Origin of the sequence: Pseudoalteromonas sp. Z9A6 (genome assembly GCF_011378805.1) — a bacterium.
GTDB lineage: Bacteria > Pseudomonadota > Gammaproteobacteria > Enterobacterales > Alteromonadaceae > Pseudoalteromonas > Pseudoalteromonas distincta.
Genome location: NZ_WTKZ01000001.1, coordinates 41,670 through 65,381, shown reverse-complemented (window position 1 = coordinate 65,381; position 23,712 = coordinate 41,670). Strand labels below are relative to the sequence as shown.

Annotated in this window: 17 protein-coding genes; 6 read left to right on the top strand and 11 right to left on the bottom strand. The window is 37.6% G+C overall.

Annotated features, from left to right (window positions below; translation table 11 throughout):
• Window position 1: 1 nt before the first annotated feature.
• From GQR53_RS00245 to GQR53_RS00235, 3 genes are all read right to left on the bottom strand, one after another.
• The gene (locus GQR53_RS00245) at window positions 2-3,121 is read right to left on the bottom strand and encodes a TonB-dependent receptor (protein ID WP_165742535.1); all 3,120 of its coding nucleotides are present in this window, start codon (window positions 3,119-3,121) and stop codon (window positions 2-4) included.
• A 336-nt stretch (window positions 3,122-3,457) separates the two neighbouring features.
• Window positions 3,458-6,640: a TonB-dependent receptor gene (locus GQR53_RS00240; RefSeq protein WP_165742534.1), complete on the bottom strand. Its 3,183-nt coding sequence runs from the start codon at window positions 6,638-6,640 to the stop codon at window positions 3,458-3,460.
• A gap of 43 nt (window positions 6,641-6,683) precedes the next feature.
• Entirely contained in the window at window positions 6,684-7,538 is an 855-nt protein-coding gene (locus GQR53_RS00235; protein ID WP_165742533.1) for a S1/P1 nuclease, read from the bottom strand.
• A 251-nt stretch (window positions 7,539-7,789) separates the two neighbouring features.
• Here GQR53_RS00235 and GQR53_RS00230 point away from each other — a divergent pair, with 251 nt between their 5' ends.
• Window positions 7,790-8,656 (top strand): hypothetical protein, encoded by an 867-nt coding sequence (locus GQR53_RS00230; protein WP_182671136.1) that lies wholly within the window; start codon window positions 7,790-7,792, stop codon window positions 8,654-8,656.
• Window positions 8,649-9,593: a hypothetical protein gene (locus tag GQR53_RS00225; protein ID WP_165742532.1), complete on the top strand. Its 945-nt coding sequence runs from the start codon at window positions 8,649-8,651 to the stop codon at window positions 9,591-9,593. Before GQR53_RS00230 ends, GQR53_RS00225 begins: the two co-directional genes overlap by 8 nt.
• Before the next feature lie 29 nt (window positions 9,594-9,622).
• Here the strand turns inward: GQR53_RS00225 and ushA are convergent, their stop codons facing one another.
• Window positions 9,623-11,254 carry a bifunctional UDP-sugar hydrolase/5'-nucleotidase UshA gene (gene ushA, locus GQR53_RS00220; RefSeq protein ID WP_165742531.1) on the bottom strand — a complete coding sequence of 544 codons (1,632 nt, stop codon included), beginning with the start codon at window positions 11,252-11,254 and terminating at the stop codon, window positions 9,623-9,625.
• Between the two features lie 87 nt (window positions 11,255-11,341).
• Window positions 11,342-11,527: a hypothetical protein gene (locus GQR53_RS00215; protein WP_024594581.1), complete on the bottom strand. Its 186-nt coding sequence runs from the start codon at window positions 11,525-11,527 to the stop codon at window positions 11,342-11,344.
• Between the two features lie 250 nt (window positions 11,528-11,777).
• Between GQR53_RS00215 and GQR53_RS00210 the strand changes: the two genes are divergently transcribed.
• The gene (locus tag GQR53_RS00210; RefSeq protein ID WP_165742530.1) at window positions 11,778-12,518 is read left to right on the top strand and encodes a peptidylprolyl isomerase; all 741 of its coding nucleotides are present in this window, start codon (window positions 11,778-11,780) and stop codon (window positions 12,516-12,518) included.
• A 67-nt stretch (window positions 12,519-12,585) separates the two neighbouring features.
• On the opposite strand, the gene GQR53_RS00205 is transcribed toward GQR53_RS00210, so the two are convergent.
• Complete coding sequence (locus tag GQR53_RS00205) at window positions 12,586-13,002, bottom strand: MAPEG family protein (RefSeq protein WP_002959052.1); 417 nt, start codon at window positions 13,000-13,002, stop codon at window positions 12,586-12,588.
• Between the two features lie 239 nt (window positions 13,003-13,241).
• On the opposite strand from GQR53_RS00205, the gene GQR53_RS00200 reads away from it, so the two are divergent.
• A complete protein-coding gene (locus tag GQR53_RS00200) occupies window positions 13,242-16,124 on the top strand; it encodes an insulinase family protein (protein ID WP_165742529.1) in 2,883 nt (960 codons plus the stop codon).
• A 70-nt stretch (window positions 16,125-16,194) separates the two neighbouring features.
• Here GQR53_RS00200 and GQR53_RS00195 read toward each other — a convergent pair whose 3' ends face one another.
• Entirely contained in the window at window positions 16,195-17,577 is a 1,383-nt protein-coding gene (locus tag GQR53_RS00195) for a Na+/H+ antiporter NhaC family protein (protein ID WP_165742528.1), read from the bottom strand.
• A 323-nt stretch (window positions 17,578-17,900) separates the two neighbouring features.
• On the opposite strand from GQR53_RS00195, the gene GQR53_RS00190 reads away from it, so the two are divergent.
• Window positions 17,901-18,407, top strand: a complete 507-nt coding sequence (locus GQR53_RS00190; protein ID WP_165742527.1) for a GNAT family N-acetyltransferase — start codon at window positions 17,901-17,903, stop codon at window positions 18,405-18,407.
• On the opposite strand, the gene GQR53_RS00185 is transcribed toward GQR53_RS00190, so the two are convergent.
• The 3 genes from GQR53_RS00185 to GQR53_RS00175 are packed head-to-tail and all read right to left on the bottom strand — an operon-like array spanning window position 18,404 to window position 21,830.
• Entirely contained in the window at window positions 18,404-19,012 is a 609-nt protein-coding gene (locus GQR53_RS00185) for a PqiC family protein (protein WP_165742526.1), read from the bottom strand. The two genes, GQR53_RS00190 and GQR53_RS00185, sit on opposite strands and share 4 nt — an antisense overlap.
• Window positions 19,012-20,667: an intermembrane transport protein PqiB gene (gene pqiB / locus GQR53_RS00180; protein WP_165742525.1), complete on the bottom strand. Its 1,656-nt coding sequence runs from the start codon at window positions 20,665-20,667 to the stop codon at window positions 19,012-19,014. Before pqiB ends, GQR53_RS00185 begins: the two co-directional genes overlap by 1 nt.
• A complete protein-coding gene (locus tag GQR53_RS00175) occupies window positions 20,664-21,830 on the bottom strand; it encodes a paraquat-inducible protein A (RefSeq protein WP_231619869.1) in 1,167 nt (388 codons plus the stop codon). Before GQR53_RS00175 ends, pqiB begins: the two co-directional genes overlap by 4 nt.
• Window positions 21,831-21,994: 164 nt before the next feature.
• On the opposite strand from GQR53_RS00175, the gene GQR53_RS00170 reads away from it, so the two are divergent.
• Entirely contained in the window at window positions 21,995-22,741 is a 747-nt protein-coding gene (locus tag GQR53_RS00170) for a transporter substrate-binding domain-containing protein (RefSeq protein WP_165742523.1), read from the top strand.
• On the opposite strand, the gene GQR53_RS00165 is transcribed toward GQR53_RS00170, so the two are convergent.
• The gene (locus tag GQR53_RS00165) at window positions 22,730-23,545 is read right to left on the bottom strand and encodes a thioesterase family protein (RefSeq protein ID WP_165742522.1); all 816 of its coding nucleotides are present in this window, start codon (window positions 23,543-23,545) and stop codon (window positions 22,730-22,732) included. The two genes, GQR53_RS00170 and GQR53_RS00165, sit on opposite strands and share 12 nt — an antisense overlap.
• Window positions 23,546-23,712 lie beyond the last annotated feature (167 nt).

Here is a 23,712-nt window from a genome sequence, read left to right as displayed (position 1 = left end):
ATTAGAAAGTGTAACGAACACCTACACGCATTTCCCAAAGAGATGCATCACGTTGAGTTGTGGTGCTTGCGTTATTCCCGTTAAAGTTTGAATAAACGTAACGGCCTTGGTCATCAATATCTGTTGAAATCATACGAGCACCAACGAAAGGACCTTTTTTCAGTACACCCCAATCATCGTTTAACATATTAGTTAAGTTATCGATTACGAAGAATGCTTCACCTTTATGGCCATCCATGAACCCAGGTACTTCTTGAGTTAGCTTAAAGTTAAACTTAACAAACCAATCAGAGTTTTGCGCGTTACGACCTGAAATTTCACCACGTTTTAATCCTTCAGATGCAATGAACTCATTAAATTCATTAATCTCATCTGCTGACATGTTATAAACAACGTTAGGATCGTTTACTAACGGTACATAAAGTAGTTGGCGAGAATCATTTGAATTAAAATCACCAAATGTATCTTCATCGTTACCATTAAATGTGAAGCTGTAAGGCAAGCCTTTGTATGCTTCACCAAATAAATTAAAGCGAGTGCTATATCCATCGATAAATTCATGTGTGTAAGCAAGGTTTAATGTAAAGCGATGAGGTATTTCATAATCTGATGAAGATACACCAGGATCTAACGGGTTAGACGTTGCCAAGTTACCGTAGTTAGAGCTCGCTGTTGAACTTGTCATTGGGTTAACATCATCAGCATCTGTATAAGCATATGATAGTTGTACTTTAATACCGTTATCGAATGCTTTGCTTACAGCTGCAGAGATAATTGAAGTTTCACCACTGTCACCATTAACATTTGTTAAAAGTAAATCACCGTCACGTCCTTCAATAGAGGTTAAAATTGGACGACCATCAAAAGTAGTAGTACCACTGTCAGTAAGGGCTTGGTCCATTAACGTTGCTGCATCACGCTTTTTGGTGTAGAGATAATCTAATGAGATTACATATTCGTCTTCTGTTGTATAAGTAGCCCCTACTGAATATTTCCATTCCGATGGGATTTCAAAATCAGAAGCTACGGCGTTCGTAAAGCTATCTCCAGAACCAATTACTGTGTTAGCTACTTTATCAAACTGTGATTGTGGTACATCAAAACCTGGTTTTCCACCATTCACATTTGGTGTAGCAAATAAATCAATAGATCCAAACTGATTTGCGCTAATATTTGTGATGCCGTCGTTTGAATATGAGTTAGATAACCACACATTCGGATTACCACCTGAAAATAAGCCCAAACCTGCGCGAACTTCAAGTGCATCAGTTGCATACCATTCAAAGCCAATACGTGGTTGAACTAAATCCACACCATCAAATGTTGATTGGTTACTGAAACCATAACGTGCAGTATAGTTTTCATTTAAAGTAGGCTTGTCATCGCTAGTGTAACTGTCGTAACGAAGACCAAACGTTAGTGATGCATCAATGTCTGAGAAGCTATATTCATCTTGAATATAAAAAGTATGTTGAGCATATGAGAAGCTAGCGCCGGCATCTGCAGCATTATTCGTACCTGCGGCATTATTGTAGAAAATTGCACTTGCAATTCCTGCTTCGTAATCATCAATACTTGCAAAACTCCATTCACCTTGCGTGTGTTGAACGAATTGGTTAAATACTTCTAGCTCTTCATACTCGTAACCAGCTGTTATCGTGTGCTGGTCAAGGTAGTAAGTACCAGCAAGTTTAAATGTAGTTGTATCGTAATTTAAATCGTTTGATTGACGAGAATCATCTGGACCTAAATATACTCGACCTCCATCCGATGTGTTTACTTGGAATTCACCAAAGCTGCTTGCAGCATCAAGTGATTCAACACGTGCATCTAGTTCCGATTTACCTAAACGAACTTCAGTTGAAAAATCGTCATTCCAGTCTGAGTATATTGAACCGATGATTGAAGTAAATTCTGCACCTTGCTCATAAAAGTGACTATCTAACGATAGGCGAGTTGAACCAGTATCTGATTGAGATAATGTAAAGCCGTCATTATAGTTATAAACTAAGTTAGCACGGTGAGAATCGTTAATGTTCCAATCTAATTTAATTAATATTTTTTCATCTTCTACAGGTGCACTCGAAGGAGTGGTACCTGCATCATAACCATACACATTTTGTGAAATTTGTTGGATACGAGCTAAGTCGCTTTCAGAAACACTTGAACCTAAAGGGTCATAATTGAATTGTGCTACCCCTTCTAGCTTTTCATATGAAGTATATAAAAATAATGAATCTTTAATTAGAGGTAAGCCAACATTAAAACCGTAGCGTTTTTCATTATAACTACCGTTATCAACGTCTTCGCCTTCAATTTTATCACCTTTCATTGAATCATTTGTGTAATCGAAAAACACGCCACCATGAATTTCGTTGCCGCCAGATTTAGTTACAGCATTGATGTTACACGCTGTAAATCCACCGTACTGAACATCAAATGGTGCAAGTTCTACAGCTACTTGCTCAATTGAATCAAAAGAAAAAGGTGCGCGAATAGTAGGGTAACCATTTGAGCTTAAGCCGAAGTTATCGTTCATACGAACGCCGTCTAGCGTTAAACTATTAAATTTTGGATTACCGCCACCACAGTTAATAGTGCCGCGGCTATCATCTATTGCTACTCGTGGATCAACACGAATGATATCTTTTAAATCACGGTTAATAGCAGGCTGATTCTCTAGATCTGTAAGTGTGAAAGTAGACGCCGGACCAGTACCGCCAGACATAGAGCTAATTGGCGCGCCAGAAACTACGATTTGTTCCATGCTTGATTGTGACTCAAGAGAAACGTTTACTGGATAATCGTTACCAATATTAAGAATAATGTTATTGAATTCTTGGTCTGCATATACATCTGAATCAACAATTACTTTATAAGGACCGCCAACTCGCAGGCCTTTAGCTGTAAAATAACCAGCGTCATTTACTTCAGTTGTTTTTACTGATCCAGAAGGTACGTGTAAAATTGTTACTTTAGTGCCGGCTGCTGGGTTGCCGTTAGGCCCCATTACTTGACCTTTAATTGCAGAGGTCGTTTCGTTAGCCATTGCAGCGCCACTTACACCAACACATGCTGCAATAGCAAGTGAAAGAGCTGTTTTGCGTAATTGAGTTTTCATTTAATTTTCCCGTGTAGTTATTAATTAAATTTTTATATTTTTATTTTAAAATTTTTCAAAATAAACAGTTAAAGTTCATTTATTCAAAATCCGTTACTAGTGTACCTTATTTATTCGTTACAAATAAAATACAACTGCAATATATTTTTAATAAATAGTACTATTTTTGTCTATTTGAGTGTTTTTTTGAGCAATAACTCTATATCGGGGTATATATTACGTGGGCTTTATGACAAACATGTGAAATTGGGGTGTGAAAAACAAAAAACCCATTACAAATTTGCAATGGGTTTTGTTAACAATTAACTTAATGTGTTATTACTTACCTATTAAGGCTTAAAACTTGTAGCTAATACCAACTTTAGCCTGCCAAGCTGATGACGATGAATTGATTTGTGAGTAATTACGCACATCTGCACCGCCAAAGCTGTTGTCTATTTTATATCTGCCTTGGTCATCAAGGCCACCAAAGTCATAAATAGTTTGGTTAGAGTAACCTAAGCGTTTTTCTACACCCCAGTCGCTGTTTAGAAGGTTTGCGAAATTATCAATCATTAGATAAACCTCACCAGTGTGACCTTCAGCAAAGCCTGGTATTTCTTGCTTAATGCTAACGTCCATCGTAGTAACCCAAGGTTGAGTTGCTGTATTTTTACCTAAAATACCACCACGCTGAGATATACCAGCACGCTCTAGTAATGGTTCTAACTCAGCCCAAGTCATACCTGATTCATCCCAGTTTACATTTGGATCATCAGCACCTGTAGGTATATATGGTAAGTAAGCACCATTACTGAAGAAACTACTCGTATCACCCAAATCACTGTCTTTATACATGTTCATTGTATAACTAAATGGACGACCTGAACGACGTTCAAAATACACGTTAAACTTAGTCGCATACCCTTCAAAAAACTCTGTGTTATATGCTAAGTTGATTTTAAAGCTGTGCTCAACTTCGTAAAAACCACGTGCTGCAATATCTTCATTACGATTTACTGTAATATTATGCTTGTAGTTACCTTCCGCTTGAGAAGCTGAACCGGCTGATGACTCGGTAACATCCTGGTGAGCATAGCTTGCCGATACAAACAGGCCATTATCCCACTGTTTAGCAATACCTGTTGAAATAATAATTGAACGTCCATCATCAGATGAATTCGTCATTTCTATGTCAGCGTTATCAGCTAAAGAACCACTATAAATAGTTTCATTTATGACGCGTTCACCATCAGCTGCAATACCGATTGGGTTAATAGATGTATTATGCCATACCGCCTCATTCTCTTTTTTATGATAAGCAATCTCTGCTTGCCATTTAAAGCCATCACCTAATAGTTCAGAATCAAACTCATATTCAAAACCTATTTGGGTGCGAATGCTTGAAGGCAATTTAAAATCAGGGTCGATATAAGCAACGCTACCAGCACCTTGTTCTAATGAGTTTTTAATTTCATCAGGCACCTGAGTAATATCGGCAGTGTTATTTGCATAGTAGTCGTTAATTACATCGTTAGGAGCAGATACTAATGTAATACCATCGCTTTGGAATGAGTTGTTATACCAAACATTTGGAATACCACCTTGGAAGCGACCAATACCACCGTTAATAGTAAGGGCTTCTGTTACGTAGTATTTAAAGCCAACGCGAGGAAGTATAATGTCTAGACCATCTAGATTTTCTTGGTTAGTAAAGCCATACGTATTCGCAAAATTTTCATTTAGAGTTGGTTTATCATCTGATGATAAACGTTCATAACGAACACCTGCTGTAACTTCTAAATCGTCACCTACATAAAAAGTGTCTTCAATGTAGAGTGCTAGTTGGTTACGTCTTACATCATATGCTGTATCAGCTGAATCATTAGTGTAAGCATTCTGATAAGAGAAATCATAAGAACCAATTTCACGGTTTTCAAAATTTTCTAAGCTATCAAACTTCCACGTGCCAAGAGAGTTTTCAGCAAATAAGTTATATAAACGAAGTGACTCATATTGAGCACCAAAGTTTATTTCATGCTCATCCATTAAATAGGTAGCATCGAGTGTGAAAGTTAAATTTTGCGTTTCAGAGCGGTTAGCATGACGATATTGATCTGTACCAAAGTTGTAAGAAGGGCCATTTCGACCATCTTCATCAACTGAAATACTACCTAGGTTTGAGCGAGTTGCGCTATCAGAGGTAACATCTTTATATGACACACCAATTTCAGTAGAAAAATCTTCAGTCCAATCAGAGTAAAGCTTTGTTGAAAAGTTATTGAACTTCGTTACGTAGGCGTAGGTGTTCGATGTTAGTACAATATTATCGCCACCGGTGCTAGTGTTACGCTCATCTTGATCGTCTTGCCATTGGTAAGTAAAATCTAAACGATGGTCATCACTTGCGTTCCAGCTTAGCTTAACTAACAGGTTTTTATTTGTATCTTCTGGCGCACCTGCTAATGAATCAGTCAAGCCATATTCATTATTTAAAATAGAAATGAAACGGTTATAGTTAGCTTCTGAAGTATTAAATTCGTTGGCTGCACCAGAGCCGTCAAAGCCGTAATCAAGATCTAATTCGCTTGACCATTCTGAATAGTTAACGAAATAAAACAGTTCGTCTTTAACAATTGCGCCACCAACGTTAAAACCAAATCTTTCTTCAGTTTTAATCGGCTCTACTTTATTTGTAGAATAAGTTTTATGACCTAGCTCATCAAGGTCATCTTCTTGAACAATGCTATCGACATCGCCTGCAATCTCTGGAGTAGAGATTTCATAAAAGCCAGAGAACTTAAACTCATTTGTACCAGATTTTGTTACTGCATTAATAGTACCGCCACCAAAGTTACCTTTAGAAGCTGAGAAAGGAGATACATCAACAGAAACTTGTTCAATAGCATCAAGTGCTACAGGAGGCTGAGAAGTAGGGTAGCCACCAAAGTTCAAGCCAAAGTCATCATTTTGACCAATACCGTCAACAGTTAAACCGTTGGTACGAGGGTTACTACCTGCAAACGTTAGCTCGCCATTACCATTAATACTGGCAAGTGGGTTTAAGCGCGCAATATCTTTAATGTCGCGGTTAAAGCTTGGCATATTTTCAATAGTATCAGAACCAAATGAGCTGCTTGAGCCACCAGATTGCTGAACAATTTTATAACCAGACACTTCAATTTTTTCAATGTTTAGCGGAGCAAGCTGCGAACTTAAGCGGTATGTTTCACCCAGATTTAGATAGATATTTTCAACAGTCGTATCGTTAAACTTATCAGAATCGATGATAACCATGTAAGGACCACCTACACGTAAGCCATTAGCGATAAACGTACCACTTTCGTTTGTAGTTAGCTCGCTAATAGTTCCCGTTGGTTGGTGAACTACTTTAATTTTAACGTTTGCAGCACTGCCACCTGAAGGCGTTGTAATTTTACCACGCATTGCAGATGAAGTATCAGCAGCCATTGCGCTTGTAGAAACACCTAGAGCTAAAATTACCGCTCCAGTTAATTTCGAAAGGCGAAGCTTAGTCATAATGTTGATTTCCCGTGTGTAGGTTATATAAATTTAATACTGTTTATTTGTCAGTCGTCATTTTTAGTGCCGTTTCTAACTCTTTTGCAGAAGGGTCAAATAAGGCGTTCAATAGTCCAGCTAGTCGAATACCCGCTTGTTGTAGGCGTGTTTTAACAATTGGAGTGTTGTTATAAATGTAGCTGTACCCAACTTCGTCGTTGGTGTACTTATAAATTTTTGTTGCTAAATTGTGTGATTCTTCAACCCAAGTTTTAGGTGAGCTTTGTAAATACTCAGCAATTAACTCGCTGTTATTTGTATCAATAAATTGAGCGTATTCAGTAAACGACAAGTTCTCGTTCTCAACTAACTTTGTATCCCAAAGGCTGTGAAGATTTGTTTCTTCGTTAAAAAATGAAACCTTAATACGGTTACCACCTCTGTCTTCACCTCGACCGGCATGAAATGGCTGATGGCTATCGCCTACTAAATGCACTAAAAAACGCAAACTGAACTGCTTAGCATCTGAGGTGCTATTTTTATCAGTGAGTGTTTGCATTGAATAGTGAATGCCTTCTAGGATATTACTTACAGATTCTTTGTTTTTTGTGTGATCGTGATTGAAGCTGAAAGATTTTCCTGGTGCTGCATTAATATAATGCCAACGAGATGATTGCTTTTGCCAAAAGTCGCCAGGAGCAGAGCGCATTTCATCAGGCCACGTTGATATTTGCGCAAGTGACTCACCATCTAAATAAGGTTTAATTGCTGCTTTAGTTGTTTCGCTTATATGAGATTGTGCAATCTGCCCTACAATACGGTGGCCATTTTGACCCCAAGCGTGTGAGTTAGTGCTTGTGAATATCGCACTAATCAAAAGCGCAGAAGATATCGAGTACTTTATATTGTTATGCATTAAAACTTCCTAAATGAATATTTCATGGGGTTGCTATAAGCTAATGCGGTCAATTGTCCTCATTTTTAATGTTGATAGGAAGGACTTATTAAAATTCATAGTTTCTTATTAAATTGCGTTTAAAATCAGTCTCTTATATTTAACAGGTAAAATTACTTGTTGTAATGGGTAAGCGAAATTGTTCAAATACACTATATCGTCTATTTTTGGGTGGCATTGCTTTGGATTATAAAAATATTGTGTTGCACAAAATGTTAATTGTTACATTTTTGTTTCTATTATTGGTCGTTACGTGGGTTTGCGGTCAAGTTAGTGTATACAATGATGATTTACATTTTCCGGTTATGATCGAAACCTCAACAGAGTGTCAAACAACTGCTACAAGTAATAAAGGCCAATTAATTGTTTTTACACAATCAAAAAAAATAGCCAAATTATTAACACAAAAGTTATGCTCTGATAACGTAGTAGCTAAGCAATATGGCTCTGTAAAAGGGTATTGGGGGTATAGAACGGCAGACAGCTTTGAGTTTGTGGGTAAAGGAATTGCTGACCTAATTTTGGCTAAAAACAATATTATGGCAGCCTTTAAAGCAGAGTCGACATATAACTACCAGCCCGTTGTTGGTTTTTCTGACTACACGGCTTTTTTTATATCTTCTAAAGAAAAACCTCGAGTCACTAAACAATATTTTTTAGATAAACGCATAGGTTTGCTTGATTATCCTACCAGCCGATCAGGGCATATTTTACCAAAGCAAATGTTTAAAGAACTGGATATAAATTTAGCTAATTTGAAAATCACTTATGCTAGTTCTCATAACGAATTACGCGATTTACTCGCCGACGGAAAAGTAGATATTATTGCTTCGTTTTGGAAAGAGAGTGACGAAAAACGTTTTTCAAAAAACTATATTACGCCTTTGAGTAATAATATTACTGGAACAAGATGGTATTTAAAAATGCAGCAAAACAATACTGATTTATTATGTGCAGTACAGGCAAATTTGCTTGATATGTCTAAAGATCAAAGTTTGCATTATTATCAAAATGCACAATCGTTTTGGAGTTGCGGTACTAGCTCAGTAAACTTAAAAGAGGAAGTTAGTGATGAGTAAATATAAACAACTACTTGTTTTACTATGCTTATTTTTAACTTTATCTTCTGTGTTTTATATTTCTGTAATTCAAAAAAGCCAGCAAGTGACTAAACAAAAAATAACGCAGATAGAAAGGCAAATAGCACTCGACTTACCATTACTTGATTTATCAAATGAGCTGCTAAAGCATTCAGGGAATAAAGATGCGGTTAATAGCTACATTAAAACCTTAAACAGCTACATTAATTCGAATGATCTTAAAGTTGTTGCTATTGCACCAAAAGGCGAAATACTAGCACCTGTAAACTTACACCAAATAACACGTAGTTTGAGCACTAATAACGGACCTGTATTAGTTGTATTTAACGTTCAGCAAACCGACTTTACAGTGAGCCATCTTATTTACTATTTTATATTTTTAGTATTAAGTGTGTTGATTAGTTTTTGGGTGAAGTTTGCGTTTATCAAACAAAGCAATAAGCAGTCTAATAATGCACAGCATCAATCAATTGCAGAGCCTACGCCGCTGATACTTATAGTCGATCTTAACGATAAGACATTATCAAGTAGTTGTAATACAGAGCAAAAAGTGGGTTTAGCTAATAAGCCATTATGCTTTTATTTAGCACTTGTAGAGTATTGTACAAATAACGATGATGTAGCGCTTAGCCATAACAAAGATGTACCAGAGGAGCTTCTAGAGCTCGCTAACAAGTATTTTTATAGGTTGGTCGAACTTGGTCATACGGTTAGAAAAAGACCTAATTTTAATAATAGCCTAGAAAAAACCTTGAGTGAAATACGTGCGGCGTTAGATGAAGTACTTAGTGAGTGTCCTGAAGAAAAAGAGTTATATTACCCACCTAAAGCCTATGGAGAAGGCTCTCGTTCTCGTTTGCATAGTTATGGGCTGGTAAATATTAAAAAAGGTAATATTGAAATAAGAGGAAAGTAACTAGATTACTTTCCTCTTATTCTTAGAGGTTATTTAGGGGTAAATTCAGCCGCTTTGAGAGGGCTATTTTTTGAAATAAAGTCTTGAAGTGCTTTAGCATCTGTTTCGTCTGTACTTACAAAGCCTTTTTTATTTGTAAGTGCAGGATAACCATCACCGCCTGATGCGTTATAGCTATTTAGACTCATTCTGTATGTTTTATTTTTATTAAGCGGTTCGCCATTGATCAAAACATTAACCAACTGATTATTTTTACGCTCAAACGATATTTTATGGTATTGCAAATAGGCACCAGCATCCGGTGGGAAGCTCGTTACTGTATTTAAGTAATCCCATAAATCACTGCCTTGCCAATCCATATAAGTAATGCGGTTTTTAAAAGGATGTACTTTTAAAATATCTTTATAGCTTACTTTACCAGCCTCTATTGAGCTGCGAATACCACCGCCACTTATTAATCCAAAGTCTGCATTTACTACATCCATTTGAGCTTGAATAATTACACGTGCAAGGTTTGTTTGTTGGTAACGAACTTTGTTTCTGTCACCTTCTAAGCGAGCATCTACTTCACCAATGGTACCTTCAATTTGTTTAGCGCCTTTAGCTTGGTATACCGCTAAATAAGATTCAAGTTTAGGGTCTGGTTTAATGTACTCGTTTGCTAATACTGCTTTAGTAGAGCCATCAGCTTGAACTTTATCTACATACAAATTAACAGGCATGAGTTTGTAGTCTAGTAACGTTAATTTTCCGTTTTCAAGCTTAAACTCAGCTTTACCAACATACTTACCCCATTCATGGGCTTGCATAATGTAAGTACCGTTTTGCTGGTCTGGCTTACAGGCAAGGCCAGGTTTAAAGTTATCGTCATTTACATTTGTATCACTCATACACACAGGTTCTTGTGAGTGACCGCCAATGATCATATCAAGTGTGTTTGCAGGAAGTGAGCGAGCAAGTGTTACATCACCTGGTGCATTAATGCCAAAGCTAGCATCAACATAATGACCCATATGAGTCAGCGCAATGGTAATATCAGGGTTGTACTTAGCTTTTATTTCTTTAGCTAGTTTTGCGGTAACGTCAACAGGGTCTTTAAACTCTAAGTGGCCAATATACTGAGGATTACCAATTTTAGCTGTGTCTGTTGTTGTTAATCCAATAACAGCAATAGTTAAGCCATTTTTTTTGAATATTTTATAGCTATCAAACGCATGTTCGCCTGATTCTTTTTCAAATATATTGGCTGATAGAAAAGGAAAGTTCACCCATTTTTGCTGTTGCTTCAATACATCAATAGGGTTATCGAATTCGTGATTACCTAATGCCATTGCATCATAACCAATCAGCGACATACCTTTAAAGTCAGGCTCTGCTTTTTGTAAATCTGACTCAGGAATACCGGTATTAATGTCACCACCAGAGAGAAGTAAAACGGCATGACCTTGCTTTTGGGCGTCATTACGTAAAGAGTCAATTAACGTTTTGCGAGCGGCCATACCGTATTCGCCTTTTTCGTTTTGCCAAAAACGGCCGTGATTATCATTAGTATGAAGAACAGTTAAATATTCAGTAGGAGTACTGTTAGAGATTGATTCAGGAGCAGGAGATGTACATCCAAGTACACTAAAAATAATCGAAAATAAAATAATTATACGCATAAAATACCTATGGATTAAGGTCTACTTAATTTATCAAGCGGGTAGTTTAAACTAGTTTTATGCTAAAAAAACGTACTTATTGACATTTTATTTAGAAGGTACAGTTAATCGATTTGTGGCGGCACTTTCGCGACGCTTTAACTCTGCATCCGCATATTCCCGCTTAGTATGGTTTATACCTACCATCCACGTTAAAAAGCTCGCCGGTAGTTTTGTGTATGGTTCACCTTTGTGTAAACCAAAGTCGCAAATTGTTTGTTTAGTGTGTGGCATTGTTAGATCCTGTTGTTTGTGTTTTTTTAAGGTAACAAATAAGTGACCACACTTTTAAGATGATTTAATTTTAAATAGTTAGATTTATATAGCAAAAAAGAATATAAATAATGGCATATGTAATTAATTTGTTATCAACACGGTCTTAATTGTATCAACTCACACTTTAGAATCGATTTTAGTCGCCGATGGCATTAATGTGTTAACGCATTAACTAATTATTTAAAAAATATAACAACAGGAATAAAACATGAAAAAACTTTTACTTGGCTCAGCACTTGCTGCAGCAAGTTTTACAAGCACCGCTACTATAGTTGAAATGAACACGAGCCAAGGTGTCATAGAGATTAACTTATTTGATCAACAAACCCCCAAAACAGTCGCAAATTTTTTAAGTTACGTTCAAGACGATTCATATAACGAAACAGTAATTCACCGCTCTGTTAGTAACTTTGTTATTCAAGGTGGTGGATTTACATTTTCTGATTCGCTAGATGCGATTACTACAAAGCCTGCTGTAGAAAATGAGCCCGTTTTTTCTAATGTTAAGGGCACCATTGCGATGGCTAAATTATCGGGTGATGCTAATAGCGCAACAAGTCAGTGGTTTTTTAATATTACAGACAATAGTGTAGCACTTGATACGCAAAATGGTGGCTTTACTGTGTTTGGACAAATTACTGCAGCAAGCCAATCTACTTTAGATAAAATTGCAGCGTTAGTACACTGTGGTGAAACACCCGTGGTTGATATTACTGCTGAGCAATGTGCAAGTACTGATGTAACAATTAGTAGTGCTAACTTAGTGACTATTCAAAATGTGGCGGTAATGGATGATGATCCTAATTCAGCAGCAGGCCTTACTGTCACTGAAAATACGTTAATTGATTCTGACACATCAACAGGTTCTAGTAGCAGTTCTGGCGGCGGGTTAATTTGGCTTTTAGGTGCTTTTTTGCTTGCGGTACCTCGTTTAAAACGTGCTAAATAATTAAAATTAACGGTAATGTGGATGGCCTAAACCAGCCGTCCACATTACTATTATTAAACTTTGCTGTTTAAAATAGTACTCGCCAAACCATTGCTAGCCAAATTGAAAACACACAAATACAACCCAGTAAAAACACTTTAAAACGTGCGCGTACGTTATTTTCACCTAAATGAATAACACTGTGCACAATACGTGTTGCTACAAATAAACAGGCCAGTATTGCCACAAGTGTACTGGCGCTATTTAGTTGCAGTGCAAGTAAACACCCCGCGTAAAAAAGCACAGGTATTTCAAACTGATTTGAAAAGTTTCTATCTGCCACCCTAATAGTGTCGCCAGCCTTATCTAATTGCATTGTTTTAAAATCACTTAAATCTAGTTGTTTGTTTTTAGCTGCGGCAAAGCGCCTTTTACCCATAATGAGCATGACAACCAGTGAAAGCGTAACTTGTGCAAACATGGCAAGTATGATGATTTTTTCCATTGTTTTTCCTTATTATTATTTAGAATTTGCGTATTTTTTGATATTGAAAGATTTTTAATCTCGCAAGGTTGGCAGACTCCCAACTAATATCCGATTATGAAGACATTTTTCACAATGTGTTACACAAAATAGCGTTATTTTGTAGAAAGTTATTAATTGAAAATGTTAGTTTAGCTTAACTATATTGCTTTGAATTGGCGCACGCTATTTTGCGCAATACTTTTTAATGGAAAACAAAAATGAAAAAGATTATTGGTTTTAGTGCTATCGCACTTGCAGTTTTAAGTGGTTGTTCAAATACGGCTTCGGTTTCAGTGGCGCCTCAGGCCTCTTTACTATCAGATACGTTAGTTGTAAGTCCTAACGATAACCGCGAATATAAAACACTTAAGCTGGCAAACGACATTGAAGTAATTTTAGTGTCAGATCCAGGTGCTGAAAAATCAGCAGCGGCACTAAGCGTTGGTGTTGGTTTACTGCACGACCCAATGTCGCAACAAGGTATGGCGCATTATTTAGAGCACATGCTGTTTTTAGGCACAGATCGCTACCCAGACACAAAAGGGTATTCTGATTTTATGACCAAAAATGGTGGCGCGCACAATGCTTACACGTGGCTCGATATTACTAATTACATGTTTAAAATTAATAACGACGCGTTTGATGAAGGGCTAGACCGTTTTGCTGACTTTTTCAAAGCGCCTAAGTTATACCCAGAATACACAGATAAAGAAAAAAATGCAGTGAATGCAGAGTGGTCAATGCGCCGCGAAATGGACTTTTTTGGACAATTTAAACTCGCGCGTAAAATGATGGGCGATCACCCGGCTAATCGCTTTTTAATTGGTAACCTAGAAACCCTTGGCGATAAAGAAAACAGTTCACTTCATAAAGAAACAGTTGATTTTTATAATAAATATTACTCTTCAAATATTATGAAAGTTGCGCTTATTGATAATCTACCTATTGCTGAAATGGAGCAAAAAGCGCAAAAATACTTTGCTGACATAAAAAATAAAAATATCGAAAAACCAACAGTGACTGCAAAACTTGATTTTGATAACGCTGGCGGAAAACGCGTGTTTTATGCACCAAATGAAGATGTAAAACAGCTGCAACTTGATTTCACCATTGCTAATAATAATAGCGAATTTGCGCTTAAACCAAACCGATTTGTAGCGTATTTACTAAGTAATGAAATGCCGGGCAGCCCAGCGCAACTTCTTCGTGATAAAGGGTGGGTGTCTCAGCTTTCAGCTTCAGCTGCACCAAATCAATATGGCAACTACGGTTCGTTAAATGTAAATGTAGAGCTTACCGATGAAGGCATGAAAAATCGTGACGAAATAGTTGCGACTATTATGCAGTACATCGATTTAATTAAAAAAGAAGGCGTTGATAGCAAGTACTTCAACGAGATTCGTACTTCCCTTAATAACCAGTTTAAGTTTTTAGAAAAAGGTGATGAATTTAATTATGTAAGCTCGCTTACGCAAAGCATGCAAGACTATCCGTTAAATCACGCTATTAATGCACCTTATTATTATGCAAAGTTTGACGCTGACGCTATAAGTAATGTACTTGAGCAGTTAAATGCCGATACCCTTCGTATTTGGTATGTATCGCAGCAAGAAGAGACAGACTCACAACTACACTTTTACGACGGCAAATACCGCATCAGTGATATTAGCGATGATGAAATTGCCAGCTGGAAAAAACCAAGCGAATTTAAGTTAGCACTACCAACAGTAAACAATTTATTGCCTGAAAATTTTGCAATAAAAACGCAAGCATTTAAAGAGCAAAAACACCCAGAACTTGCTTACGATAAAAATGGTGTAAAAGTATGGCGCCAAGCAAGTCAAAAATTTGCAGAGCAGCCAAAAGGGCTTGTTGAAGTTTATATAAATACTCAACCCGGTTTGAACGATATTAAAGCAGAAGTCCTTTATTCTGTTTGGGCTGATTTATACAATCTTCAACAAAGTCAGTTAAGTACTGAAGCAGCAATCGCCGGTATGAGCGTCAGCTTAGCACCGAGTAATGGTCTTGTTTTATCTATGAGTGGTTTTACAGATAAGCAAGATGTATTGCTTAAACAAGCTTTAACCGGATTAAAAGCCGATGAAACAGCACAAGCATTTAGCCAAGCGGTAGATCGTTTTAAACGTAATTTATTAAATCAACAAAAGCAGTTTCCGTATGCACAAGCATTTGGCGAGTATTCAAAACTAACGCGTACAGGTGGCTTTGATACAGATGCGCTTATTAAAGCCGCTGACTCACTGAGTGTTGCCGACTTAGCACAATTAAAAACAGCTACGTTTGCACAAAACGATTTACGAGTATTTAGTTACGGTAACTACAATCAGCAAGATATAGACGCGATTGCACAAGAGTTAAGTGCAACATTACCAAGTAATCATAAACACAGTGAATTTGCGCGAAGCAAAGCATGGTTGCCACAACCTGGCGAAACGCTGGTACTGCAAAAAGATATTGATGTAGCCGATGTAGCGGTGGTTGATATGACCGTTCACCCTGTTGCGGGTTACAAACAAAAAGCAGAAGCAGCTGTACTACAAAGCCACTTTAGAACAGTTGCGTTTGATAAAATGCGTACTGAGGAGCAACTTGCATACGCAGTAGGTGCGTTAGCTCGCCCAATTGAAGATTACTCAGCAATTGGTTTGTATATTCAAACACCAGTTAAAGGACCAAAAGAAATACAAGCTCGTTTTGATAAGTTTAAAAAAGAATACGCAGTTGAACTTGATAACATGAGCGAAGAGACTTTTGAGCAGCTGAAAAACTCTACCCTTGTATCACTTAAAGAGCAGCCTAAAAACTTAAGTGATGAAATGAGCCCACTTATAAACGATTGGTACCGTGAAAACTTTACCTTTGATTCTAAGCAAAAGCTGATTGATGAAGTTGAAAAAGTAACGCTTGCAGATATAAAAGACTACTACAAGCAAACAATGCTTAACCCTAATGCTGCACGTTTAAATGTGCAATTACGCGGGACTAAGTTTTTAGAAAGTGACTTTGCCGATTTACCAAATCAAACTAAAATCACAACGCTTGATGCCTATTACAATGGTATTAAATTACAAAAATAAGCTTTATTTATGTAGCTAAAAATAAACCCCAATGTAGTAATACATTGGGGTTTTTATTTATTCAGCTAATTTAAGCCATTATTAAAAAGCCTATAACAGCTAATGCCGCAGCAATTAGCGTGTAAGGCAATTGTGTAACGGCATGGCTCATTAAATTACAACCAGAACCTTGCGCTGCGAGTACGGTTGAATCTGAGTAAAAACACGCTTGGCTACCAAAAGAGGAAGCCGATAATAGCGCCCCAATTACCAGTGGTATGTTTGCATCAACCGCATTAGCCAGTGGCATAACAATGGGAATTGATACAGCAAAAATACCCCAGCTAGACCCCGTTGCAAACGCTAAAATAGCCATTGAAATAAATACCACGGCTGGTAAGTATGCAGCGGTCATATAAGGGCTTAAGCTGCCAATAACAAACTGAGGCAAACCAATTAAGTCGCATACATCTTTAAATATAAACGCAGCTATAACAGTACCAATCGCGGGGATCATACTTTTAAAGCCATCAAGCATGCGTTCAATCATTTCACTTACGCTCATTAATTTTTGTAGAGCATAAAACGGGAGAGTGACCGCCATTGTTGCTAATAAGCCTTTGTATACGTCTATTTCAAAGTAAACAGTAAATGCAACCAGTAAAATAATCGGCACCAAAAAGTTACGTAATTTACCTTTAGGATCAGCATCTTCAAAGTTCTCTTCTACGGCTTTTACTGCATATTCATCCGCTGTTTGAACATCATTGTATTGGGCTGGTTCGACTTGAGCTTGCTCAATTTGCGCCATTTGCTCTGCTTTTTTCATTGGACCAATCGCAGGAATAATACCCAGCACAACAAGTAAAACAACAAGCACTGCAAACCACGCATAAAACATATACGGTATGGCTTGGATATAAACCGCAATCCCTTTGCCTTCTTCAGCAATACCGTTATCTACAAGTAAGCCACCAAAAAAAACCGCCCAGGTAGATAAAGGGACAAGTACACAAATTGGTGCAGCAGTAGAGTCTACAACATAGGCAAGCATCTCACGGCTCACTTTAAATTTATCGGTAATGCGTTTCATGGTTTCACCCACGGTAAGCGCATTTAAGTAGTCATCAATAAAAATAACTACACCCAAACAAAAGGTCATAAACAAAGATGAGCGTTTACCTTTAGTGTATTTAAGGGCTAACTTGCCAAAAGCCGATGCGCCACCTGTGCGAACTAATAGCGCGATTAAAGCACCAAAGCCACCACATACAAGTATTAGCCAGCCGATGGTTTCGTCTGTCATCACTTTTAGCGATGTACTCGCAAAGTTAGTAAGTACTTGTGCAGGATCGGCGATAACTAAACCAACTAAAGCACCAATAAGTAAAGATAAAATGGGGCGGCGTAATACAACAGCCAATACAACTACCACCAACGGTGGCAGTAAACTTAACGCAGAAGGTTCAAGCATTTAAGTATTCACAAAATTAAAAGCATGTATAAAAATTAAAATAGTATTAATTTTTAAACTGCTTATACAAAAACAAAGAAGATGATAAGTTTGTTGTTAAATCATCTTCCAAGTCACTGCTTTTGTACGCGAGGGAGGGACACATAAACAGTTATGTTAAATAGCAGCTTAAGTGAAACGCGTTGGCTTTGGCGCCAGACGGTGCAAGGAGTGCAAACCGCTATTGTTGTGCCTGTAAAAACATCGGCGCAAAAATAATCTGCTTTTTAATTTCAGTCAACAAAAAGTTACATGCAAAACAAAGTTTTTTAAAGGAGCTTACATTGAACGCTGTATTTAAAACAAATCGACTGTTGTTGCGCCATGCAAATGAGCTTGATGCAGCTATGTTACTTAAGCTAGTTAATCAGGCGAGTTTCATAGAGCATATTGGTGATAAAGCAATCTATACCCTTGATGATGCCAAGTCGTACATCAATCAGTCATTTATTGCTTCTCATGTACGCCAAGGCTTTGGGCCTTACATTATTACTTTGCATAATGCTGTAGTGGTTGGCGTTGTTGGGTTTTATAAACGCGCCGCGTTACTGCAACCTGATTTAGGTTTTGCACTTGTAAGCGGTTTTGAAAAAAAGGGTTATGTTTTTGAAGCGGCCAGCGCACTTTTGCAACATAAGCATGAATTTGGAATTACAAAACTGTGTGCAATAACATCACCAGATAATAGGGCATCGCAGAATGTGTTGTTAAAATTGGGTTTTAAAATAGAGGGCAAGGCGGTTATCAATGATGATAAAACCGCCGTGATTATATTGTCACTTAACGATTAAAGTCTTGCTTGTTCTATTTGTTTTGCAACATTTAGGTTTATATTTAGCCATGTTGCTTCAAGTGTTGAAACTAAACCGTCATAGCCATCATCATCAATAGGGACCAATTGCGAAAAGTTATGAATACTTATAAGGCGTCGGCCTGTTTCAGGGTGTGTGTAATATAAACGCCAAAGCCCAGAAATATCAGCGTTACCTTGCATATCGCCATTAAAGTGGTGAATTTCGTATTCAAGCTCATAAAACGTTTGTTGATCAAGTTCAGTAATGACCGGTAAGCCTTTTATTACCATCCAGTTGGGCATAGCATTAAAAAGTGTTTGCTGGGCTGTTGCAGTAAGCATTACATCCGGCGATTCGCCCCACAGGTTATAATTTGCAGCATGAATTTGGTTGCTATCTATTTTCATCGCAATGCCCAAATTATTTAAAGCGCCTCTAAGTACAACAGTTTGTATTCTTAGTTGCGCATCTGTATCTGCAACGTTTCGAGACGATGCACCTATAGGCTGCTCAAACTGGTAATACTGTGTCGCAGTTTGTATTGATGAACTACAACCTGCCAATAGTAATAATAAACTTACAGTTAAAAATAACGATTTCATTATTGCTTCCTTGGTTTTGGATCTGCTGGTAATGATTTATCAAAAATTAGCATATTAGGTTGCTCGTTTAATCCGCGAGTTAGAGGCTGTAGACCTTCACTTAAACGTTTAAACTCTTTTAATGTTTGCTGTATTTGATGATGAAGTTCAGAACCGGCTTGGTAACTGGCCATGGTTTTATCAAATTGGCGCATAGTGACTTCAAATTGCTCCATGCTTTTTGTCATCTTTTCGAAATTACGGTTAAAGTCGCCTGGTAAGTTTTGTGTATCTTTTTGGCTTAGCAGCTCTCGCATTTCATTAGCAAGCGCTCGGTAATCGGTAAATGTAGCTTGCATTTGTGCCAAGCTGTCTTCAACTTTTAAGTTGTTTACCTTATTAAGTACGTCAGAAACTTGATCTGCTAATACAGTTATCCCACTAGAAACACTTGGAAAAACATCATACTGAACAAGTTTACCTAGGTGTGCTTGCGGTGCATCTGGGTATATATCAAAATCTACATACACAGCACCTGTTAATAAATTACCAGGCTTTAACGAGGCGCGCATACCACTTTCAATCCAGCCTTTTAAACTACCTTGCCAATACTCTTTTGCTGAAGCACTGTCGTGATACAAGCGTCCGTATTCTACTTTTATAAGTACCGGAACGGCCGTATTGTGGTTTCTAAAGTGAGCGGGCTTACCGTTAACAATTACATTAGCAGGGGCTTCAACAACAGTACCTACACGCATACCTCTGTATTCGACAGGTGCACCAGTGCGTAGTCCTCGAACTGATTGTTCAAATTCAATTAGGTAGTAATCAAAATCGTAAAAGCGCTCTTCTAATGCTTCTTTATAGCTTTGGCTTAATGAAAAGCTATGCCCATCTTGTGCTATTTCACCCGGGGCCTGTTGCTCAGGTAAACCAACCGAAATACCGCCTTTTAAAAGTTTGCTTAAAGAGCCCGTATTAATATTGATACCATCGGCAGATAGGTCAATTTCAATTCCTGCGTTCACCCAAAAAATAGAGTTCATGGTGATCAGATTTTGATAAGGGGCTTTAATAAATACGCCGTACTTCATTGCTTGGTTTTCCCAATCAAAAGTGGCGGTTTCTATTTGCCCTATTTTATAATTTTTGAAAAATATACCGGTGCTTACATCAAGTACTTCAGCGTTGTAACTCATTAATTTAAAACGACCACCTTTCACATCTTTACCAATGAGGGCGGGTTCATCTTGTAACTTAAAACGCTCTTTTAGTTCTTTACTTTCACCGGGTGAAAACTCTAAATATACACCAGACAATAACGTACTCATCCCGCTAATACCTGTTTCATCAATGCGTGGTTTCACGACCCAAATTTTGGCATCGTCAGTCAGTAGCTCGTTGTAATTTTTATCTATTTGCGCGCGAGCAATTACGCTGTCTTGCGTGTCGGATAGCCTAACATGATCAATTTGACCTATTTTTACACTGCGTACTTTTATTTCAGTTTTACCTGCAATAATGCCTTCGGCTTGTGGCATTTCGATAAAAATCGTAGGGCCTTTATTAGCTTGGTATTGGTATAGCATCCACATGCCTACTAACAGCGCAATTGCCGGAATAATCCAGATAGCGGAAATTTTCGGTTCTTTTGTTATTTCGGCAGTTTCGGTCATGCTTTGTTCTCTGATTTTTTATTTTTGGGTGAATCCCACAATAAGCGTGGGTCAAAGGCATGGGCAGCCATCATTTGGCATATTACCATAACTGTAAAAAATACAATGCCTAATCCTGGCGTTACTGACATTAAATTACCCAATTGAACCAAGGCAACTAAAATAGCAACCACGAATACATCTATCATCGACCATTTACCAATAAACTCTGTCAGTTGATAAATTCGTGTATAACTTTTTGTGTGTCTGTTTGCAGGCCTTGTTACCATTATGCATAAAAAGCTGAGTACAAATGCTTTTGCAAGCGGCACAACCACACTGGCTAAAAATATAATGGCAGCAATGGGGTAGGAGCCACTTTTCCAAAGTGTAATTACGCCACCAATTAAAGTAGAAGGTGATTCATCCCCAAGGCTAGTGGTATGCATAATAGGTAAAACATTAGCTGGAATATAACAAACAACAGAAGTAATTAGCCAAGCTGCTGCTTTTTGTACGCTATAAGGGTTTCTGACGTGTGTTTTTGTATGGCAACGCTGGCAAATATTACCGGTACATAGTTGATGGCACACATGGCAGGCTTTAATATTTTCATCTATTGCACGTTTAGCATGCTCTGCGCCTTCAAGTACTTTTACAGGCTTTATTTGAGCCCATAAGCGTGGGCGATTTAAGTGAACAAGTGCAGCTATGTATAAAATAACAAACCCCACATAAGCCCAAAAACTCGTGCCGAAGCTAATATCAGCCAGCGACATGATTTTAACCATACTAACAAGTACGCCAATTAAAAATATTTCCGACATAATCCAAGGCTCTAACGCCAAAGTGAACTTTAGTAGTCGCCTTGCAATGCTCTCTGGTAATGCTTTTAAAAGCCCAAGATGCAAAGGAATTAAAATAACAAGCAAACCCATGGGCAGGGCAATAATGCTCAAATCAATAAATAAGCCAAGCAGCTCACTATCATAATTAAACAAAATTCGAGCCGCGTCGGGCAGTGTAATAGTTTGAGTTATACCGCTACTACTAAATGAAATAAAAGGGTAAAACATACTGCTGAGCAGCATTAAAAGTGCGCTAAAGCTTAGTGCAACTATGCGACTGTCGTGATTAACATCGGCTTCGCAAAGTTTATGGTGACAATGTGGGCATATCGCCATTTGTTTTGCGATTATGCGAGGTATATCTATGATCAGATCACAACAGGGGCAGACAGTTTGCAATTTAATACCAAGCAAGAAGAATATTTCTTCAATTTTGCTATATTTAATACATTAATACAACGCGTTCTGCCATCAAGCTGCTCGTTATATAAAGGAAGCGTTTGAAATATTATTTGTACTGCATATTAATGTGGCTCTTTATTTTCTCGCAAAATGCTGTGGCTATTAATAAAGAGCGAGAAGTAATTATCGCCGCGAGCGCATCAATCCCGCCCTATGTTTTTGCAAAAACAGACTCGGGTATACACCTAGGTTTAATCAAAGCCGCGTTAAAGGCTAATGGATTTGCCAATATTAATGTGCAATATATGTCGAATAAACGCGCTGAGCATCAATTGCATAATAAAGGAGTGGATATACTTTTAAATTATGCAGGAAGAAGTAGTCCTGGTATTTACCCAAGTAAACCGGTACTTAGTTATGAAAATGTAGCCATTACACTCAAGCGAAATAAATATAATATTGATGAAATAGAAGGCATGTTTAATAAAAACGTTCTTGCTTTTCAAAATGCAACTGCATATCTGCCTTCTATATTTAAAAGTAATGTTAAACACTTTAGCTCATATCAAGAGGTTATTAATCAAAAAGCGCAAGTAGATAAGCTGTTAAAAGGTTGGGTGGATATAATTGTGTTAGATAAGCGTATTTTTTACTATTACTACAATCAACATAAATCACCCGAAGCTGTGCAAATTTACACTTTATTTCCAAAAGCAGAGCGACCTGCTTATTTTAATAACTTCTCTTTAGCTACTGAGTTTGATATTGGTTTGGCGCTCATCAAGCAAAACGGTACTTATAAAAGAATTGTTGATGAAGGCCAAACCCATTCATCAATCAAATAACGCCACTGTTTGACGTGTAAGCGCTATTAGCTCACCGGATTGTGACCATATACAGCCATCTTCTAAACCATAGCCATCTTTTGAATGATGAGTGATTGCTTCAAAGCCAAGCCATTCTCCAGGTGTTAAGTTTGGCTCTTGTACAAACTCTAAATACCATGACATGCTACTAGCTGGAGCGGGTTGTTTAAACATTTGTAATAACGTAGGTGGCCATGCATCTGTTAATGCAATTACATGCGCTTCTGTTATTTGCTCTGGGGTGTGCTTAAAGCGCATCCACCCCCCTAAGTGAGAAGTTTCTGCGCTGCTAAATGGCATGGCACCTTGTTGAGGACATAAATCAACATGTTGAAAAAATTCAGGCATCTGGCCTTTAATAAAAGGTAGAGTATGGCGCTCGTCTACCGGTTTTAATCCTAAAGACTTTGAAACTGGCACATTTACACCCGACTCTCTACTTTTAGCAAAACACGCTTGTACAATTACACACACTTGTTCATTTTGAATGGCTTTGGCAAGTACTTGTGTGCTGCTTTTACCTTGTCGTAATATTTCTACCGATAACGAAAAAGGAGTATCAGCTAGTAATGGCCCTACAAAATTTGTACTGAGTGAGAGTAGGCGACGATCATTAGATACTTTTCCTCTGATAGCTTGATACAACAGTGCGGCTGAGAGCCCACCAAAGGCAGTTCTGCCTTGGCACCAGTTTTCTGGAAATTGCATTGTGCTAGTTAATTGTTCGGTATTGTCTGAACTTCCAATTTTTGCAGCTTGTAGAAGTAATTGTTCAAAATGCATGAAGATGTCCTTTTATAGTGCGATTTAATAAATTTATAACACAACCAAACTAGTCAGACCAGTAATTAAAAACGTCTCTGGCGGTGCAAAAATCACCATTCCTTACAATTATTAGGGTTATTTTGTAAATAAATCACAAAAAATGAATTTTTTTTCATTTTTACAGT

Coding starts and splice junctions, on each gene's coding strand:
- GQR53_RS00245 (WP_165742535.1), bottom strand. CDS start 3,121: ATGAAAACTCAATTACGCAAAACAGCTCTTTCACTTGCTATTGCAGCA.
- GQR53_RS00240 (WP_165742534.1), bottom strand. CDS start 6,640: ATGACTAAGCTTCGCCTTTCGAAATTAACTGGAGCGGTAATTTTAGCT.
- GQR53_RS00235 (WP_165742533.1), bottom strand. CDS start 7,538: ATGCATAACAATATAAAGTACTCGATATCTTCTGCGCTTTTGATTAGT.
- GQR53_RS00230 (WP_182671136.1), top strand. CDS start 7,790: ATGTTAATTGTTACATTTTTGTTTCTATTATTGGTCGTTACGTGGGTT.
- GQR53_RS00225 (WP_165742532.1), top strand. CDS start 8,649: ATGAGTAAATATAAACAACTACTTGTTTTACTATGCTTATTTTTAACT.
- ushA (WP_165742531.1), bottom strand. CDS start 11,254: ATGCGTATAATTATTTTATTTTCGATTATTTTTAGTGTACTTGGATGT.
- GQR53_RS00215 (WP_024594581.1), bottom strand. CDS start 11,527: ATGCCACACACTAAACAAACAATTTGCGACTTTGGTTTACACAAAGGT.
- GQR53_RS00210 (WP_165742530.1), top strand. CDS start 11,778: ATGAAAAAACTTTTACTTGGCTCAGCACTTGCTGCAGCAAGTTTTACA.
- GQR53_RS00205 (WP_002959052.1), bottom strand. CDS start 13,002: ATGGAAAAAATCATCATACTTGCCATGTTTGCACAAGTTACGCTTTCA.
- GQR53_RS00200 (WP_165742529.1), top strand. CDS start 13,242: ATGAAAAAGATTATTGGTTTTAGTGCTATCGCACTTGCAGTTTTAAGT.
- GQR53_RS00195 (WP_165742528.1), bottom strand. CDS start 17,577: ATGCTTGAACCTTCTGCGTTAAGTTTACTGCCACCGTTGGTGGTAGTT.
- GQR53_RS00185 (WP_165742526.1), bottom strand. CDS start 19,012: ATGAAATCGTTATTTTTAACTGTAAGTTTATTATTACTATTGGCAGGT.
- pqiB (WP_165742525.1), bottom strand. CDS start 20,667: ATGACCGAAACTGCCGAAATAACAAAAGAACCGAAAATTTCCGCTATC.
- GQR53_RS00175 (WP_231619869.1), bottom strand. CDS start 21,830: ATGGCGATATGCCCACATTGTCACCATAAACTTTGCGAAGCCGATGTT.
- GQR53_RS00165 (WP_165742522.1), bottom strand. CDS start 23,545: ATGCATTTTGAACAATTACTTCTACAAGCTGCAAAAATTGGAAGTTCA.